At 51.5% G+C, this 18,140-nt stretch carries 16 protein-coding genes; 11 read left to right on the top strand and 5 right to left on the bottom strand.

The features are described 5' to 3' along the window. The first annotated feature begins 6 nt into the window (after positions 1 to 6). Positions 7 to 507, top strand: a complete 501-nt coding sequence (gene queF / locus AC0YOB_RS19410) for a preQ(1) synthase (RefSeq protein WP_210039206.1) — start codon at positions 7 to 9, stop codon at positions 505 to 507. Between the two features lie 343 nt (positions 508 to 850). On the opposite strand, the gene AC0YOB_RS19405 is transcribed toward queF, so the two are convergent. The 3 genes from AC0YOB_RS19405 to AC0YOB_RS19395 are packed head-to-tail and all read right to left on the bottom strand — an operon-like array spanning position 851 to position 4,207. Next, positions 851 to 1,930, bottom strand: coding sequence for a mannose-1-phosphate guanylyltransferase (locus AC0YOB_RS19405; protein WP_475794169.1), 1,080 nt, complete (start codon positions 1,928 to 1,930; stop codon positions 851 to 853). Further along, on the bottom strand, positions 1,923 to 3,026 hold the full coding sequence (locus AC0YOB_RS19400) for a glycosyltransferase (RefSeq protein ID WP_475794168.1): 1,104 nt from the start codon (positions 3,024 to 3,026) through the stop codon (positions 1,923 to 1,925). The genes AC0YOB_RS19405 and AC0YOB_RS19400 overlap by 8 nt, the downstream gene beginning before the upstream one ends. Then, complete coding sequence (locus AC0YOB_RS19395) at positions 3,026 to 4,207, bottom strand: glycosyltransferase family 4 protein (RefSeq protein ID WP_475794167.1); 1,182 nt, start codon at positions 4,205 to 4,207, stop codon at positions 3,026 to 3,028. The genes AC0YOB_RS19400 and AC0YOB_RS19395 overlap by 1 nt, the downstream gene beginning before the upstream one ends. Positions 4,208 to 4,643: 436 nt before the next feature. On the opposite strand from AC0YOB_RS19395, the gene AC0YOB_RS19390 reads away from it, so the two are divergent. From AC0YOB_RS19390 to AC0YOB_RS19365, 6 genes are all read left to right on the top strand, one after another. Continuing rightward, entirely contained in the window at positions 4,644 to 4,919 is a 276-nt protein-coding gene (locus AC0YOB_RS19390; RefSeq protein WP_475769463.1) for a helix-turn-helix domain-containing protein, read from the top strand. A gap of 31 nt (positions 4,920 to 4,950) precedes the next feature. After that, on the top strand, positions 4,951 to 5,895 hold the full coding sequence (locus tag AC0YOB_RS19385) for a DUF1861 family protein (RefSeq protein WP_475794166.1): 945 nt from the start codon (positions 4,951 to 4,953) through the stop codon (positions 5,893 to 5,895). Positions 5,896 to 6,115: 220 nt separating this feature from the next. Next, a complete protein-coding gene (locus AC0YOB_RS19380; RefSeq protein ID WP_475794165.1) occupies positions 6,116 to 6,553 on the top strand; it encodes a DUF6526 family protein in 438 nt (145 codons plus the stop codon). 174 nt (positions 6,554 to 6,727) lie between these two features. Then, positions 6,728 to 7,171, top strand: a complete 444-nt coding sequence (locus AC0YOB_RS19375; protein WP_475794234.1) for a MarR family winged helix-turn-helix transcriptional regulator — start codon at positions 6,728 to 6,730, stop codon at positions 7,169 to 7,171. Between the two features lie 69 nt (positions 7,172 to 7,240). After that, positions 7,241 to 8,299: an LLM class flavin-dependent oxidoreductase gene (locus AC0YOB_RS19370; RefSeq protein ID WP_475794164.1), complete on the top strand. Its 1,059-nt coding sequence runs from the start codon at positions 7,241 to 7,243 to the stop codon at positions 8,297 to 8,299. 12 nt (positions 8,300 to 8,311) lie between these two features. After that, positions 8,312 to 8,878 (top strand): NADPH-dependent FMN reductase, encoded by a 567-nt coding sequence (locus AC0YOB_RS19365; protein WP_475794163.1) that lies wholly within the window; start codon positions 8,312 to 8,314, stop codon positions 8,876 to 8,878. A gap of 110 nt (positions 8,879 to 8,988) precedes the next feature. Here the strand turns inward: AC0YOB_RS19365 and AC0YOB_RS19360 are convergent, their stop codons facing one another. Both AC0YOB_RS19360 and AC0YOB_RS19355 read right to left on the bottom strand, forming a co-directional pair. After that, positions 8,989 to 9,819 (bottom strand): carbohydrate ABC transporter permease, encoded by an 831-nt coding sequence (locus tag AC0YOB_RS19360; RefSeq protein ID WP_475794162.1) that lies wholly within the window; start codon positions 9,817 to 9,819, stop codon positions 8,989 to 8,991. Then, positions 9,820 to 10,719, bottom strand: coding sequence for a carbohydrate ABC transporter permease (locus tag AC0YOB_RS19355; protein ID WP_379114410.1), 900 nt, complete (start codon positions 10,717 to 10,719; stop codon positions 9,820 to 9,822). Positions 10,720 to 10,900: 181 nt separating this feature from the next. Between AC0YOB_RS19355 and AC0YOB_RS19350 the strand changes: the two genes are divergently transcribed. The 4 genes from AC0YOB_RS19350 (at position 10,901) to AC0YOB_RS19335 (ending at position 18,055) form a co-directional block, all read left to right on the top strand. After that, a complete protein-coding gene (locus AC0YOB_RS19350; protein WP_475794161.1) occupies positions 10,901 to 12,748 on the top strand; it encodes a sensor histidine kinase in 1,848 nt (615 codons plus the stop codon). After that, positions 12,726 to 14,369, top strand: coding sequence for a response regulator transcription factor (locus AC0YOB_RS19345; RefSeq protein ID WP_475794160.1), 1,644 nt, complete (start codon positions 12,726 to 12,728; stop codon positions 14,367 to 14,369). The genes AC0YOB_RS19350 and AC0YOB_RS19345 overlap by 23 nt, the downstream gene beginning before the upstream one ends. A gap of 121 nt (positions 14,370 to 14,490) precedes the next feature. Then, the gene (locus AC0YOB_RS19340; RefSeq protein ID WP_475794159.1) at positions 14,491 to 15,819 is read left to right on the top strand and encodes an ABC transporter substrate-binding protein; all 1,329 of its coding nucleotides are present in this window, start codon (positions 14,491 to 14,493) and stop codon (positions 15,817 to 15,819) included. 133 nt (positions 15,820 to 15,952) lie between these two features. After that, positions 15,953 to 18,055: a glycoside hydrolase family 36 protein gene (locus AC0YOB_RS19335; protein WP_475794158.1), complete on the top strand. Its 2,103-nt coding sequence runs from the start codon at positions 15,953 to 15,955 to the stop codon at positions 18,053 to 18,055. The last annotated feature ends 85 nt before the right edge of the window (positions 18,056 to 18,140 follow it).

Below are 18,140 nucleotides of genomic sequence, written 5' to 3'. Positions count from 1 at the left end.
GAACGGATGACAAGAAGCAGCGAGGAATTGAAACGTGAGGGGATCAGCCTTCTTGGCAACCAGGGGACGCAGTATCCGTCCACCTATACGCCATCGATATTGGAGACCTTCGAGAACAAGCATCCCTACCGGGATTACAGGGTGAAATTCAACTGTCCGGAGTTCACGAGCCTGTGCCCGATAACGGGACAGCCTGACTTTGCAACCATCTATATCGCCTACATCCCCGATTTGAAAATGGTAGAGAGCAAGTCGCTCAAGCTGTACCTGTTCAGCTTCCGCAACCATGGCGATTTCCATGAAGACTGCATCAATATTATTATGAATGATCTTATCGAGCTGATGCAGCCGCGCTATATCGAGGTGTGGGGCAAATTCACGCCGCGGGGCGGAATTTCAATCGACCCTTACTGCAACTATGGCCGCCCGGGTACAAAATATGAAGGGATGGCGGAGCACCGCCTGCTCCAGCATGATCTGTATCCCGAGAAGGTGGACAACCGCTAGAAGCGGCATTCCGGCAGTCTGGGTATGCTCTGACTTCTGATGCAGCAGCGCTTCGGCAGCAGGTGCGCGTGCTGTGAATCTTTCTTGTCCGCAAACGTCAAACAGCCCGCATCCTTGCTATCAGGATGCGGGCTGTTTGTGATGCGCTTGTTCAGCTGACAAATGATCTATGAAGCGAAATATAGCCGGTCAGCCAACCTGTACGGGGAGCGATGAACCGGCATGATTCATGAATGACCCCCGCAAGATGCGGTTGCCAGCCGCATGGATGCCCGTGCAGACCAAAACCCCCGAAAGCAGCCGCTTAGGGAGTTTTGGTCTGCAACATTCAGCAGCGGGAAGGTTACATATACTCCGTCATGCCTTTTTCCCTCAGCATATCGACAATCTCTTTGACGGACTGGGCTCTATCCTTGGGGCAGATCAGCAGGGCGTCGCCCGTGTCGGCTATGATCAGTCCGTCGATCCCGATCGTTGTTATCAGCCGGCCATTGCCGTAAATAATGGAGTTGCGGGTATCGATGCCCAGGTAATTTGCCTTGACAATATTGCCATCGTCATCGGGAGGGAAGATGGCGCCCAGCGTATCCCAGCTGCCGATGTCATTCCAGCCGAAATTGCCTGATATCACAACCACGTCAGCGCTGCGCTCGAGGATGCCGTAATCGATTGAAATATTTTGCAGCGTCGGATAAATTTCATTGAGCAATGCCGTCAACTCTTCGCCGCCCGGATGATTGCGGAGCGGGAGCATGGAATTGAACAGACGGGGCAGAAACCGCTGAAAATGATCGATGATAACCGATGTTTTCCAGATGAACATGCCGCTGTTCCACAAATAATTGCCGGAAGAGAGATACGTCTGCGCTTTTTTGAAATTGGGCTTCTCCACAAATTCGCTGACCTCATGCACGGCGGCGGGAACGGTCATAAAAGGCTTGCTCTCGTAGCAGATATATCCGTATCCGGTGGAGGGAAAGGAAGGCTTGATGCCGATCGTAACAATCTTGTCTGTCTCCATGGCGACCGTGCAGGCTTCGTCCAGCGTCTGTCTGAACTGTGGATCATTGGTGATGTGATGGTCGGACGGCAGGACAACCATTAAGGAATCGCCATGCTGCTTCTCCAGGAAAAGAGCGGCATAGAGTATGCTCGCGGAGGTATTTCGGGCAACGGGCTCAATGAGAATATTGCTCTTCAGCACGCTGCTGTGCATAATGCTCTCCAATAATACCGACTGGGAGCGGTTCGTGACGATGACCGTATTTTCCTGAGGAATAATGCCCTTGAAGCGTTCAATTGTCTCATTGAGCATAATATCGTTGCCACTGATGTTCAGAAATTGCTTCGGTGTCTCCTGTCTGGACAGCGGCCAGAATCTCGTGCCGCCTCCGCCTGCCAGTATCGTGACGAACTTATCCATAATGAGTCACCAGATGGGCGATCGAGTAGGAGATAATACTTTCTGAGCCCTGGTTAAGATTCAGGCCGCTCTCGTGAATGCCGTCATAGCAGCCTCCTGTTTGCGGGTCGATCAGGGAGACATTGAGAGAATTGTGACCGAGATACCATTCATAGCACAAGGCCGCTTTTTTCGAATAGGAGGAATCCTCCAGGACGCCAGCCGCCTCCTTGCAGGCGAGCAGCATCTCGCAGGCTTCAATGGGCTGTTCGTCATAGGGAGCGGCTACTCCCTCGCGGAGCTGCCAGCCGTGACTGCCGATTGGTTTAAAATAGCCTTCCGGCGAGAAGGTGCGGGAGGACAGGAAGTCCAGGCTCTCCTTGGCCGTCTGCTTGAAATCGGCTCTGCCGCTGATACGGGCGGCTTTGAGCAGAGCCCAGGGCAGCATGGCATTGCCATAAGTCAGGCTGTCCTCGAACCAGTTCCAGCCGCCGCCTTTATTTTGCCGGAATTGGTCCTGCAGCCGCTCCGCCATTTCCTCAATAAGCTGGGCGATATCCGAGCTTGGCAGGAACGCCTTGGCTTCGCTGCTGTTCTCCGCATAAGGATATGGAAAGGAATAGGCACAGGCGCGCGGGGTCTCCAGCAGGAAGCTGAGTCCCACCATGGCATAGGCGCCGGCGCGGGGCGATCCGAGGGTGTGCACATGCGGCAGCGCCTGGTTGATCATGTAGCGGCAGGTGTTCTGCAGATTATCCGGTACGCAGGAATGCGATAGCGTGAAGCCAAGCGCCCACAAGGTTCTTCCCTGACAGTCCTCCGATCCCCTGTCCTCCGTGAAGGAGCGGTTATAATCCATGAAGTTGCGGAAGTTGCCGTCGGGGTTCTGGGCGTGGTGGATGAAGGAAATGTAGGTCTGGATCAAAGCCAGAGTCTGCGGATCCTTGTGTATGCTGTACATGAGAACAGCAGCAATCAGAGCTCTGGCATTGTCGTCCGTGGTGTAGCCTTTGGAACGGTCAGGGACGCCGAATTTGGTATGCTGGAAGATGCCCGTATCGTCGGTCAATCTGTTCATATACTGGGATTGCACTTGCGGTACGGTCTGTATATTCATCAAATCACACTCCTGTTGGATAGGGTTGCGGCGCTGGAAATGCTTTCCTCGAACAGCGCGGCATAACGTTTGGCGATTTCGCTCCACATCATCGTTGTCCCCAATTCAAGGGTGCGGGCTTCCATTTCGGTAATCAGGTCGGGATTTCCCAACAGCTGAAGGATGCAATCCTCCAGGGAGGCGGAGTCGTGGAAGCCGGCCAGGAGCCCTCTTCCGCCTGCAAGCATCTCCATGGCGTAGCGGTAAGGCGTGGAGACAATAACTCGTCCGTAACCGACTCCGTATGCCAATGTGCCGCTGACAGCCTGATCCTTCCCCAAATACGGCGTCATATAGATATCCGACATGACCAGGGACTGAATCACTTCCTCCTGTGTCAGCAATCTGTCGACGAACAGCACATTATTATTCAGCCCCAGCAATTCAACCAGTGCTGTCAGCTTCTGCCGGTATACTTCCCCGACTTCACGTTTCACCACGGGATGCGTCTTGCCCCAGATGATGTACAGGGATTCGGGATGCTTGGCGATTACACCCTGCATCGCTTCAATTCCATATTCAATCCCTTTCCCCGGACTGAGGAACCCGAAGGTAGAGAGAATTTTCCGGTCTGTGAATCCATACTGCGCTTTAAGCTCCAGTCTGGATTTTGTCTCGACATAAGGGACGCCATGATGAACAAATGCGATCTTATCCTTATCGATGCCATAAATCGTATGCAAATCATGTACGGTGGATTGGGCCATCGTGACGACCTTTACACTGGTTTCCGCAAGCTTTCTCATGATGAGGCGCTGTTTGCGGCTGGGCTCGGTGAGCACGGTATGAAAAACAACCAAATAGGGAATATTTAATCTCTCAACGAATGGGAGGAGGTATTCGCCGCTTTCCCCTCCGTATATGCCGAATTCATGCTGGATGACAAGCAGATTGGTATCGGAAAGGTTGAGGAGGTCGGCAGCCTCCAGATAATCCGGCAGGCAGTGCTGATCGATTTGATGAATGACTTGTTCGCCGTATAAATAAGACTCATTGTCGTTGACCGCAATGATGCGCGGACGGTTAAAGCCCTGGATTGCTGCGAATTGGTCCAGTAAGTCCTGTGTAAATGTGGCGATGCCGCATTCTCGCGGCAGGCTTGTGCCCAGAAATACCACATTTTTACTGTTGTTTTTGTTCATACAAGAGCCTCCCCTATTTTGTGATGCATTGAAATTGGAATAAAAAAAGAAAATAAAAAGGTTCTTTATTTTCTGAAAATGGCAGAGGTTATTTTGTTTAAATATTCGGAAAATTAAAGTGCCCATAGCTTTGGCCTATATTCAGAAGGGAAGAAAATCTTTTGCACCGAACCCGGTGATAGCCGTTTCTTCTTGAATAATTCTGAATATAAGGAAGTATAGGTTCCTTCATTATTTGCGCGAATATTTATTTAGCAAAGGGAGCAGGTGCTTTAATCGCTTCAACAAGCTGTAAAGCCGTCAAAGCAAGCCGCTTATTGCAAAATGAGCGCCGTAGAGTCAGTTTCCCTTCCTATAGCCTAACATGACCATTTTTTCTTGTCAAATTATTGACGGGCCTGTGCATTCCATATATATTGTTGTAGGAGGTGCTGGAATGCCAGCCATACGCAGCAATTTGAAGAGCGTCATGGAGAAACATGACCCTGATTTATCGATTCGCAAGCTTGCCAAGGATGTTAATTATCACTTTGATTCCATTCGCCGGATGTACAAGGATGAAATGGTTCAGTATCCCCGTGATCTGCTGCTGAGGCTATGTACGTACTTCAATGTCCCGCCAGGGCAGCTTATCGTCATCGAGGATTATGATCAAGGTAATGATCTTAGATATGACGGCGCTTCACATCAGGAGAAATTGAATGATCATTAACAAGATATGAATGATCACCGGGAGAATATGAATGATTATTAAAAAAACCAAGCCGGAAACCGCCAATCAGCTGTTAAAACAATTCTATGCCGCCCCGCGCGCCACAAAGGTCGAGAAGCTTATATTCTCGGGAGTCGGCGGGCGCGACGTGTATAATATTACAGCCCCGTTCCATTATGACGGGGAAGAAGTCATCATGGGCCGGGTCGAGGAGCGGGACAGCGAGTTCTCACAGGTTTTTTTCTTCACGCAGAGCGCGGATCATGTATGGAGTCCGAGGGCTCATACCCACACGTACAATTTGCAGGACCCCTGTGTGGCTCTCATCAAGGGTGAGCTGGTTTTCGGCGGCGTTGAATTGGTGACCGCCGCAGACAATCCGCGCCGGATTATCTCCTGGTGCACGCAATTTTACCGGGGCACCCATATCGATTCCCTCTGCCACTTCTCGTCCGGTCCAGCCAATATGAAGGATATCCGGCTGATTGAGCTGCTCGATGGACGTGTCGGCGTATTCACCAGACCTCAGGGAGCCAGAGGCGGAAGAGGGCAGATCGGCTTTACCATTATCAATTCTCTGGATGAGCTCAATGAGCAAACCTTCCACAATGCGGAGATTCTCCAGGATCAATTTGTCCCTGAGGAATGGGGAGGGGCGAATGAGGCTCATTTGCTCAAGAATGGGCTGGTAGGGGTGCTGGGGCATATTGCCTGTTTCGACGAGCAAAGCCATAAGCATTATTATTCCTGTGTGTTTGCCATGAATCCCCTCACCCTGGAGAAAACGCCTTTGAAAATTATTGCTGTAAGAGGCGATTTCCCCACCGGTCCTGGAAAACGTCCGGACCTGGAGGATGTAATCTTCAGCGGAGGGCTTGTAAGGCTGGGCAATGGCCGTGCCATGCTGTCCGTAGGCGTCAGCGATGCCGAAGCCTACCGGATCGAGATACCGGATCCCTTTGCCGAATACGAATAAGAGACCGGATGTCGACCGGTCTTGGATACATAAACCAGCAAAGAAGCGAGCCGCAAACCGGGAGCCCTGGGCGGCTCTTTTTGTGCGGGGTGACATAATTTGGACAAGTAAACGCATATTTTTCTCCATAAGCAGGACGTTTGCCGAGGACCAGGTGGTATGATGTAGATAAAGGCAATTTGTTAGTGGAATCATACATACTTTGAGGAGGATGTTTATTATGAGCGAACAGAACAAAGGGAAGTCGCTGCGCTTTGACTGGGCTTATCATTATGTCACGGTACCGCTCGCCTTGATTGTATTCGTCTGGTCCATCGTTTATCTGGTGCAGGCTTTTGTTCAGGAGGATGGGCAAATCCCGCTCGCTCTATTGCTGTTCCTGTTCGCTCTCTGTCTGCTGTTTGTGGTCTCGCGGATCCGACCGTATGCGACCAGGACGCAGGACCGGATCGTGCGCATGGAGGAGCAGTTCCGTCATTACCGTCTGACCGGACGGACGCTGGATGCCAGAATTAAGCTCGCCCAGATTATCGCGCTGCGCAATGCGGGCGATGATGAATTTCCAGCGCTGTGCGAACGGGCGGCAGCCGAGGGTCTGAAGCCGGCCGATATACACGCGGCGATCAAGAATTGGCGCGCGGATACGATGAGAATATAAAACAGGCAAAGCCATAACAATGTCCGCATCGCTTATAAATGGCGTATTTCAGGCCTCCCTTTTCAGGAAGGCCTTTTTAGATTATTTTCTGAAAATCTGTTAACAGAGTCCTCTTGCTTTTTTATCAATTGAGTAGTAAAGTGATGATAACATTACGGATGGGGGGAATGCGAAATACGTAATCATACTTTAGGGTCTTTAATCTGGGGACGTCTAACGCGTTTTACGAACCAAAGCAATCAGATGTCGAATGAATTTTTGAAACGTTTTGATTTAACGACCGCCCAGTTTGATGTGCTTATGCAAATTCGCATTTTTCAGCCGCTTAGTCAGATGGAATTAGCAGAGAAAGTGACGGTTACGCAGGGCGGCATTTCGCGTATGCTTGTACGTCTTGAGAAAGAAGGCTACATTGTACGCAAGCATGACTGGAAAACGAAGACAATCAGCCTTACTATGAAAGCCGAGTCTATCCTTGAACAAGCTTTTCCCGAGCAATCTGCCTTCCAGTCGTCTTTTTTTGACGATGTGCTGACCGAAGAAGAACAACAAACCCTGTATTCATTGATGACACGCGTCCATAAGCACAGCCAAAAGAAAGAAATACCGCCAGAGTAATTTTTTTTACCTTATCAGTTGACTAGTCAAGTTATAATTATTACCTTAAATGGAGAGGGAGAGAGCAGCATGGAAAAATTTCGTATTAATCCGGATAAAGGAATTGAATTCGGCTTATATTCGATTGGGGATCACCTGCCGAACCCGCATGCAGGCTTTATGATCAGCGCAGAACAGCGCATTCAGGAATTTATCGAGGCCAGCAAGCTGGCTGATGAGGCCGGGCTTGATGTATTTTCTGTCGGCGAAAGTCACCAGACGCATTTTACGACACAGGCGCACACGGTGCTTCTGGCAGCTATTGCCCAAGCAACAAAAAGAATCAAAATTGCCAGCTCGGCAACGGTCTTGAGTACGTCCGATCCCGTCCGTGTTTATGAAGATTTCGCTACGCTTGATCTAATTTCAAAGGGCCGTGCTGAAATTGTTGCCGGACGGGGTTCAAGGGTAGGGGTATACAGCCTGCTTGGTTACGATGTGAAGGATTACGAAGAATTATTTGAAGAAAAAATGGAGCTTCTGTTGAAGTTGAATAACGAAGAAACCATAACATGGGAAGGCCAATTCCGTGCTCCTCTAGCAAATGCGCCTATTTTTCCGCAGCCTCAAAATGGCCATATTCCCATTTGGCGTGCGGTAGGCGGTACGACAGCCAGTGCGATCAAAGCGGGATACACAGGAGTGCCCATTATGCTGGCGCAGCTTGGCGGTCCTGCATCCCATTCGAAAACCATTATTGATGCTTATCGTGAGACAGCTGCGAAGAGCGGCTTTGATCCGGCAGCCTTGCCTGTCGCAACCACGACTTTATTCTATACTGCGGAAAATTCACAGGATGCGGTTCGTGAGTACTATCCGCATTTGAATTCCGGTATGGAAGCCCTGCGCGGGGTCGGCTATCCCAAACAGCAATTCGCGCGGTCTACGGATTACCGCGATGTATTACTGCTTGGCAGCCCGCAGCAAATTATCGAGAAGCTGCTCTTTCAATATGAATTATTTGGCCACCAGCGTATTATGGCGCAAATCGATTTTGGCGGCGTGCCTTTCAATAAAATCGCTAAAAATATTGAGCTTATCGCTGCAGAAATCATGCCTGCCATCAAGAAGCATACAGCCAAAAAATAAGGGGTGTCCGAGATGAAGATAGTGGGAATTTCAGGCTCTATCGTAGGCTCTAAAACAAGAACGGCCATGGATTATGCGCTCCGTACAGCACGGGAAAAGCATGAGGATGCGGATATTACGCTGCTTGACCTTGCAGAGTACGATATCGTGTTCAGCGACGGACGCGATTACCGGGAATATGAAGGCGACACGAAGCTTGTAACGGAAACCATCATGGCTGCGGATGCCATTATTATTGGGACACCCACGTTCCAAGCATCCATTCCGGCAACGCTAAAAAATATTTTTGATCTATTGCCGGTCAGCGCTTTTCGGGATAAAGTGGTAAGCATGCTTGTTACAGCCGGAACGGCGAAGCATTATTTGATGGCTGAACAACAGTTAAAGCCCATCCTGGCGTATATGAAGGCGCATATTGTGCCCGCTTATGTTTTTATCGAGGAGAAGGATTTCAACCGGAAGGAAATTGTAAATGATGATGTTCTCTTTCGATTGGAGCGTTTAGCGGAAGATACCGTATTGTATACCGATGCATTTGCAAAGGTCCGGGAAGCGAAAGATGCGGAATATGATTTTTAAGCACCTGAATATTAAACACGCTTAATATTAAACACACAAAAACGCCAGAGGCAGCGGTTATGCACCGTCTGCTCCGGCGTTTTGTTTGCGTGCATTTCAAGCCCCGGGAATCAGCCCTTGACGGCTCCGGCTACGACGCCTTTGACAATATATTTCTGCAGGAAAATAAAGACGATGATGGACGGCAGCACGGCCATTACCATGGCGGTCATGGCATACTGCCAGTCGGACGTATACTGGCCGACGAAGGTATAGGCGGCAAGTGTCAGCGTCTTGGTGGACGGCGAGCCGTTAACCATGAGCAGCGGCAGCAGGAAATCGTTCCAGATCCACATTACGTCAATAATGATGATCGTCGTCGTCACCGATTTCAGCAGCGGGAAGATCACAAGAAAGAATAATCGCAAGCCCGATGCTCCGTCAATCGTGGCGCTCTCGTCGATTTCCTTGGGAATTCCTTTGACGAAGCCATGATAGATGAACAGCGCAAGCGGAGCTCCGAAGCCCCAGTACAGGATGCCGAGTCCCCATGTGCTGTCGGAAAGCTGAATCTTCCGGGCAAGCTGCAGGACGGTCAGCATAATGGACTGAAACGGAATGAGCATCGGCATAATACAGAGAAAATACACAATGCCGCTTAATCTTGATTTTGTCCGGGCCAGCTTGTAGGAGGCGACGGAAGCAAACAGAATAATTCCGGCCAGTCCAATCACGGTAATGACCAAATTGTTAAGAAATAACCGCGGGTAATTGATGAACTGCCACACGTAAGAGTAATTGTCGAACGCCAGATGCTTCGGCAGGGCAATGACATCGGTCATGACCTCGGAGAAGCTCTTCAGGGAGTTATTGATGGCCAGGAACAAGGGATAAAGGAACAAGAGGGACAGGATGATCATTCCGATCTCCAGCGTCCAGCGGCCGGCTTTGTTGGTTTTCATTTATGCCTCAACCTCCCTGCGTTTGAAAATAGCCAATTGGATAATCGTTACAATCAGGACCGCTACGAACAGGATCAGCGCTTTGGCCGTTCCATAGCCGTACAGATTGTTCTGGAAGGTATCCCGGTAAATATCGTATGCGATACTGTAGGTCGTGCCGCCCGGTCCTCCTCCGGTCAAGGAGAGAATGACGTCGAATACCTTGATGGAGTTGGTCAACGCCATGAACACGGAAATGGTAATGGATGGCGCGAGCAGGGGCAGCGTAATGCTGAAGAACCTTCGTACGGGACCCGCACCGTCGACGGTCGCGGCCTCCTTGAGATCGTCCGGTACGGACTGCAGCCCGGCAATATAGATAACCAGGTAGAAGCCGATGGACTGCCAGATGGACACGAACAGGACGGAGATGAAGGCAAGCCCGGGCTCCCCGAGCCAGCTGAGATTGAAGATGCCCCAGCCTGTGCTTGCGCCCAGCGATTCAAAGCCCTGCATGAAAATAAATTTCCATATGAAGCCGACAATAACCAGACTCAGGATATAGGGTACGAAGAAAGCGGCTCTGAGCCAGGATGTGCTTCTCAGCTTCATGTCCAGCAGAACGGCGAGCAGTATCGCCAGCACATTCACCAGAATAATGTACAGGACCGCATATTTTACTGTGAACCAGGCGGCGCTGGTAAAATTGGAATCCCCCATGAAGATTTGTTTGAAGTTGTCCAAGCCGATAAACGTCGGATGCTTGGAAATTCCGTTCCATTTGGTCAGGGAATAACGGATCGTCATGGCAAACGGAATATAGAATGCAACTGCGATGCATATAAGCACCGGAACTGTGAATATCCCGAATTCCAGCCTCTGGGACCACTTTTTCCCTAATCTCATTTTTTCTGATTTCATCCTTGTGCACCTCTTTTTTATGCTGCTGTCCTATTTGGAAGGGGCGCTTGCCCTTGGCCTACCCGGGAACTGCGAATGAGCTATAATAATTATAAACAGCTGGTCTTGGGCAAAAGAATGGATTTAAGAAAACAGTTAGGGGTAAAAAGGTGAACTGTACTCCGCCAAAGGGGATTGCTATATGGGTAGTATTGCAAGAAAAATGGCTTATTCCATAAGCATGCTGTTCGACAAGATTTCGCGAAGGCTGGTGAATAAGCTGATCCTGCTGTTTACCTCCATCATTATCCTTGTCGTGGCGTCGCTTACGGTCATTTCGTATCAGATGCTCCAGCGGGAATCCATTAAGAGCAGCATCGAGAGCACCTCCAACAACCTGATGCTCGTCAATCAGAATCTGGAGGATTACCTGGCCGGGATCGAGCAGCTGTCCCTGCCCCAAATCCGCTATGATGAAATAAACGGAGCGATTGTAAACGAAGCCCATGACTATGCCTCCAAGATGTATTTGGAGGATTATTTGAGAAGCTTGTATTATTCCCGCAATGACCTGGAAGCGATCTACCTGTATTTGATCGACCAGCATAAGTATTATTCCATCTCGCGGGAAAACTATAACATTATGGTCCGTGTGGGCGAGGATGCCGCGATTCCCGAACAGTCATGGTACAAGCAGGCTGTGGCAAGCCCGAAGAATGAGGCTTTTCAATCGCTTGCCCTGCCTGAAACCCAAACAGGCTATGCCGTAAATCGGGAAACCAGCTTCATGGCGTATCACCGGGTGCTGCGGTCGATTGCCACGCGGCAGCCCCAGGCGGTGCTTTCCTTTTATTTTAAATCCACCGGGATGGATGAGATTATGAAGGATATTCCGTTTAATGAGGGCGAGCATCTGATGTTTCTGGACCCGGATAACCATGCCTTCCATGTGGATAATCCCGCCTTTTATCAAGAGGTTCAGCGCTCCAGCTGGCTTGGCCGGGTCGGGGAGAGCAGGGCGGGCCAGCTGACATGGTCGGACGGAGACAGACGTTATCTGGTTGTTTATAATGTGGGCGAGCAGCAAAATTGGAAGCTTATAAAACCGATACCCTATGAGGAGATCTATGCCGCTGCGACAACCACGCGTAATCTGGGTTACGGGATCGGTCTGCTATTTCTGCTGGTATCGATCATTCTGGTCACGTTTCTCTCCAATGCCATCACCAAGCCGCTCAAGAAGCTGTCCCGCCAGATGAGCCTGTTCAGCAGCGGCAGCTTCGATGTGGAGGCCCAGGTGAAGGGGAGGGACGAAATTGCTTTCCTCACCCGGCATTTCAACGAAATGGTGAAGAATACCAACGATCTGATCAATGAACGGTACAAAATGAAGCTGGTGGAGAAGAACGCCATACTCAAGGCGCTGGAAGCGGAGATCAACCCGCATTTTCTCTATAATGCGCTGCAGGCGATCTCAACCAGAGCGCTGAAAAGCAGCGAATTCGAGATTGCCGATATGGTGGATGCGCTCGCTTTGACCCTGCGGTACTGCATCAGCGGCAAGGATATCGTCTATGCGAGGGAAGAGCTGAAGCATATCGAACGTTATCTGGTTCTGCAGAAAGCGAGATTCGGCAGCAGACTTCATGTCGAGATCCGGTGGGATCAATCCCTGATGGAGCTGCAAATTCCGAAGCTCTCCATCCAGACGCTGGTGGAGAACTCGATCAAGCATGCGGTTGAGCGGGTTTCGGGGACCGTGACCATCATCATCCAGGCGGAGGTGACACCGACCCATACCATTATTTCCGTGACGGATAATGGTCCGGGTATTCCGCCCGGGCGGCTGAAGCAGGTGCTGGGGTCATTCCAGAGCAGCTGGGAGGAGAGGGAGAACGACAATATCGGCCTTACGAATTTGAATACCCGCCTGAAGCTGCTTTATGGGGAAACGGCAGGTCTGGAGATCAGGACGAATAAAACCGGAACGGAAATGAGAATGGTAATAGAGGGAGGTGGCGGCAGCCGTGTACAGGGTGTTGATTATTGACGATGAGGAGCCGCTGCGCGAGGCTATCCGCATTTTGGGGGACTGGAAGAATCTTGGGGTCGAAGAAATACTGGAGGCCACGAATGGGAAGGACGGGCTTGCTCTCCTGGAGCAGCACCGGATTGACCTGGTTATGGTGGATATGAAAATGCCGGAAATGGACGGAGTCCGCTTTCTGCAAATTATTGAACGGGATTACCCGGATTTATTCGCCATTGTCATCAGCGGCTATAATGATTTTGAATATACGAGGCAGGCGATCCACGCCAAGGTCGTCGATTATTTGCTGAAGCCGGTTAACCGGGCGGATTTGAATGAGGCGCTTGGCAAGGCGATCGGCGTGCTTGCGGCCAAGCGGAAAACGCAGAGCGAATTTATTACGAAGAACATTACACTCAACATGTCGCTGCCCAAGCTGAAGGAGAAGATCTATCTCTCGATCATTGAGCGCAGCTTCAAGAAGCATACGAACGAAGCCTTCCTGCCTCTGATCGGAGCGGATGATGCCGGCGGCCGGTTCGGAGCGGTTGTGCTGCGGATTCTGAATCTGGAGCAAATTCTGGCAGGCAGGTTCAACGGCGATATCGGGCTGCTTCATTTTGCCGTGGCCAATGTCGTCGGCGATGTGGCGGGCGATTCCTTGCAGTGCTTCAGCTTCGCGAGCCCCAAGCAGGAGCGGGAAATGATCGCCGTCTATACGATGAAGGGCGGGTATCCGGAGGATGCCAGCTTCCGCAGCGCCCATCTGGCGAAGAAAACGGCAGCGGCGCTGCAGCAGCTGTTCGGCATGAGCGTGGCTGCAGCCATCGGCCCGGATGGCAGCGATGTGATGCATATCGCAGATTCATACGAATCCGCCAAGGCATCCATCAACGGAATTGATCTTCTAAAGCTGAATGGGACCGTTGTAGCGGGGGCGGCAGGCAAAATGGGGGGCGGCGAGAGCCATTCCATCATGAGCCGCATGCCTCTTATCCGGGGTGCGCTGGATGCGGGGAATTTCAATCATGCCCGCAATATGCTGAGCGACTTTACGAAGCAGATGCAGGCTTCCGGCGGGTTCACCTTAGGCGAGGCGGATCGCATCCTGCATGAATTCGTGCTGCTGCTGAGCGATCTGGCGCTGGAACGGGGAGCTGCTGCCAAACGCCGTCAGCCCGAAGGAGAGAATCCGCTCAGAAGCGCCGGAATCGGGACGGATTTCGTTAACTTCAGCGAATATGAAGCGGTGCTGAACCGGATTTTGTCCTATTACAGCGACGACATCCGCCATTCCATGGCCGCCGACCGGCCATTCGATATTGCCGAGATCAAGGCGTACATCGACCGTTTTTATTTTGAGGATATCAAGATCTCGATGTTTACGGAGAAATATTTCTTAAGCCGGGAGTATCTGATGAAGCTGTTCAAGCAGCAGTTCGGATTCGGCATTCATGAATATGTGCAGAAGATCAGAATGGATAAAGCCAAGGAGCTGCTGAGTGATCCTGGCCTGAAAATCCAGGAGATTTCCGAGATGCTGGGCTATAAGGACAAAAATTATTTCAGCAAGGCCTTCCGGAATTATTATCAATTTTCCCCGTCGGAATATCGTTCGAACGAAGAAGCGGATAAAAAGTAAACAGCGGCAGGACTCCACTTTTTTACCCTCAATTCATCACTTATCTGCATTCTTATCTCATTTTGATTTCTTTAGAATAAGCGGTGAAAGACGATAACACATCGAAAACGGGGGCTAAACCATGTCTAAGAAATTACTAGCGCTGTCCATCAGTATGGTGCTGCTGATCAGCGTGCTGGCGGCTTGCGGCAGCAATAATACGGCCAACAATGGCGGAGCGGCCAATAACGGCACGGAAGCCGGAGGCGGCAACGCTGCAGACGATTCCAAGCCGGTGACGATCAATATGTTCACGGCATCGCCGGAATATACCGATGCTTTTAACGCCTATATTGCGGAGTACAAGAAGGTCAAACCGAACGTCAAAATCAATCTGGAAATTATGCAGGCGGATTACAACACGGTTCTGAAATCCAAAATCGCCTCAGGCAGCACGCCGGATGTATTCCAGACGACGGCTGGCGGCGATATCGATACCTATGCGGAATACAGCGCCGATCTGACCAATGAGCCATTGGCTGCTGCGATGACCGATGCGGTGCGTGCAAACATGTCATCCACGGACGGCAAAGTGCTGGGGCTGCCGGTGAAGGGCAATTTGTTCACCTTGGTTTACAACAAGAAGCTTCTGGCTGATGCCGGTATTACAGAAGTGCCAAAAACAACTGCCGAAATGCAGGATGCGATCACCAAGCTGGAAGCAAAAGGCATTACGCCATTCGCTAACGCTTATAAAGAGTGGTGGGTCTGGAAGCATATTTTCCAGCACTATGTGGATGCTGCGGCAATGGATGCAGGCATGGATGCCAAGCAGCTTGTAGCTGATTTTATCGCGGGCAAAACAACGTTCAAAGACCATCCGGTGCTATACAGCAACTTCTTCGATTTCATCGATCTGACGGTCAAGCATGGCACCAACAAGCCGCTTGAGCGCGACAGCAATGCCGAAGTCAGCGACTTCGCTGCAGGCAAAGCCGCATTCATGACCGGCAAAGGCGCATGGGATGAGGAAGCGATCAAGAAAATCACCCCGGATATTCAAATCGGGATCATGGGTTACCCGGTCAGCGACAAGCCCGAACAATCGTTCATCATTACCGGTGCCGACCAGGCTCTGCGGATCAATAAAGATTCGCCTGTCGCAAAAGAAACAGTGGAATTCTTCAACTGGCTTTACACATCGGATTACGGGAAAAAATGGTTCTCCGACGTAGCGAAGGTGATACCTCCGATCAAGGATGCTCCAATACCGGATCTGGATATGCCGAAGCAAATGAATGAAATCTTGAAAACCGAAAAATCCGGCGATCTGTCGATCAACTACTCCCTGGATACCTTCCATCAGAAATTCGGGGAAATCATGCAAGCCTACATCGGCGGCAGCAAAACCAAGGATCAAGCCGTTGATGAGATCCAAAAAGCATGGATTCAATTGGGCTCAGCCCAGTAAACGTCTTCCTGGCCGGGCACGAATGCCGGCCGGGTAAGCGTATAACGATTCTACACTTCGTAGCTCAGCGCCTTTTATCAGGTGCTGGGCTACGTTTGATAAACGGCAGATTTACATGGGGAGGCCATGCTTGATGAATACCAATATTGAAGTGACGGAAAATGGACTATACCTGGTGCTTGAGGTGACGGAGCAGCTGGACGTGCGTCTGCTGCATTTTGGCAGCAGCCCTTATGATGCGTCCTCCATTGATGAATCGCAAAAGCCGGGTTTCCGGCTGATGGAGCTGCAGCTGACCGGCGAGGACCGGGCTGAATATCACGGCCGGACCCATCGTGCCTCTTATCCCGGGCTTCGCATGCAGTATGAGACACACCGCGATTACATCGGCGGACCGGGGCGGAAGCTGGAGATTGTGCTGAGAGACCCTGTAACTGCGTTGAAGGCTGAAGCGCATTTCCAGTTCTATAACGGCGTCTCCACTGTCCGGACATGGACGGTCCTGGTCAACGAGGGCGGCGGGCCTGCTGCTGTGGAGTATGTTTCATCCTTTGCACTGACTGGTCTTGATAAGGAGGGCACTCAGGACCGGGATGAGAAAATGCGGCTTACTGTGGCCCACAACGGCTGGCAGAGCGAGCTGCAGTGGCGCACTTACACGCTTCCGGAGCTTGGGATGTCGCATCTGATCGACCGCGGCACGAAGCGGCTGGCTTACAGCAATACCGGTTCATGGTCGGCGGCTGAGCATATCCCGATGGCTGTGCTGGAGAACAGGGAAGCGGGGAGGAGCCTGTTCTGGCAGATTGAGCACAACGGCTCCTGGCACTGGGAAATCGTGGACCAGTTCGACAGACTGACGGTTCTGGTCAGCGGTCCGACGGAGCATGACAACCATTGGTGGATCAAGCTTCAGCCAGGGCAGGAGTTTGTCTCGGTTCCGGTTGCGGTCGGCTCCGTACAGGGCGGATTTGAACAGGCGATCGGACAGCTGACTGCCTACAGGCGGAGAATACGCCGTCCCAATGACGATAACCGGCAGCTGCAGGTGATTTTCAATGACTATATGAACTGCTTATGGGGAGATCCGACGACTGCGAAGCTGCTTCCGCTCATTGACTCTGCCGCCGAAGTCGGCTGCGAATATTTCTGTATCGACGCGGGCTGGTATGCGGCGGGCGAGTGGTGGGACGGCGTCGGGGAATGGATGCCCTCGCCGGAACGGTTCCCCGAAGGCATCAAATATGTGCTTGATTATATCCGCGGCAAGGGCATGATTCCCGGCTTGTGGCTGGAGCTGGAGGTTATGGGCATCAACAGTCCGAAGCTGGCCGACGCCAATGACGGCTGGTTCTTCATGCGTCATGGTAAGCGGGTCAAGGACCGCAGCAGGTATCAGCTGGATTACCGGAATCCGGAGGTGATCGCGCATGCCAATGAAGTGGTCCGGCGGCTTGTCGAGGATTACGGGGTCGGCTACATCAAGATGGACTACAATATCAATGCCGGAATCGGAACGGAGACCGGAGCGGACAGCTTCGGCGATGGTCTGCTGCAGCATAACCGGGCTTATCTTGCCTGGCTGGACAGCATATTCGCCCGTTATCCCGAGCTCGTGATCGAGAACTGCTCCAGCGGCGGCATGCGGATGGATTATGCGATGCTCAGCCGGTACAGCATTCAATCCACCAGCGATCAGGAGGACTTCAGGAAATATGCGGCCATCGCAGCAGGGTCGCCGGCGGCGCTGACGCCCGAGCAATCCGCCATCTGGTCCTATCCGCTGCGGGAAGGCGATGATGAAGAGGTTATTTTCAACATGGTCAATGCGCTGCTGCTCCGCATCCATCAAAGCGGTCATCTGGCCGAATTAAGCCCAAGGCGGAGGGAACTGGTCAAGGAGGCGCTTGATTACTACAAGACGATCCGTCAGGATATTCCGGAAGCCTTGCCATTCTGGCCTCTGGGACTACCCGGGCACAAGGACGATTGGGTCAGCCTCGGACTCAAGGCGGATAGCCGGATTTATCTGGCAGTCTGGCGTCTTGGCGGCGATTCGACGCAGGTGCTGCTCCCCCTTCCCGGACTTCAGGGCCAAGAGCTTGAGGTGCGCTGCGCGTACCCGGCTGAGCATGATTGCAGCTGGAAATGGAGCGCCCGTGAAGCCCTGCTTAATATCCGGATGCCGGGTGCGGATACGGCGAGGCTGTTTGAAATTCATATCAAGACCCCGTAATGGGCGGCAAGGGAATTGCTGACTTACGTGGTGGCTGAGAGCCGAAATTTTTAATTGCATGCCGAAGGGCGTCTCCAGTAAGGAA

The organism is Paenibacillus sp. JT31N17 (assembly GCF_056269255.1).
This window is presented reverse-complemented; position numbering and strand designations above follow the sequence as displayed.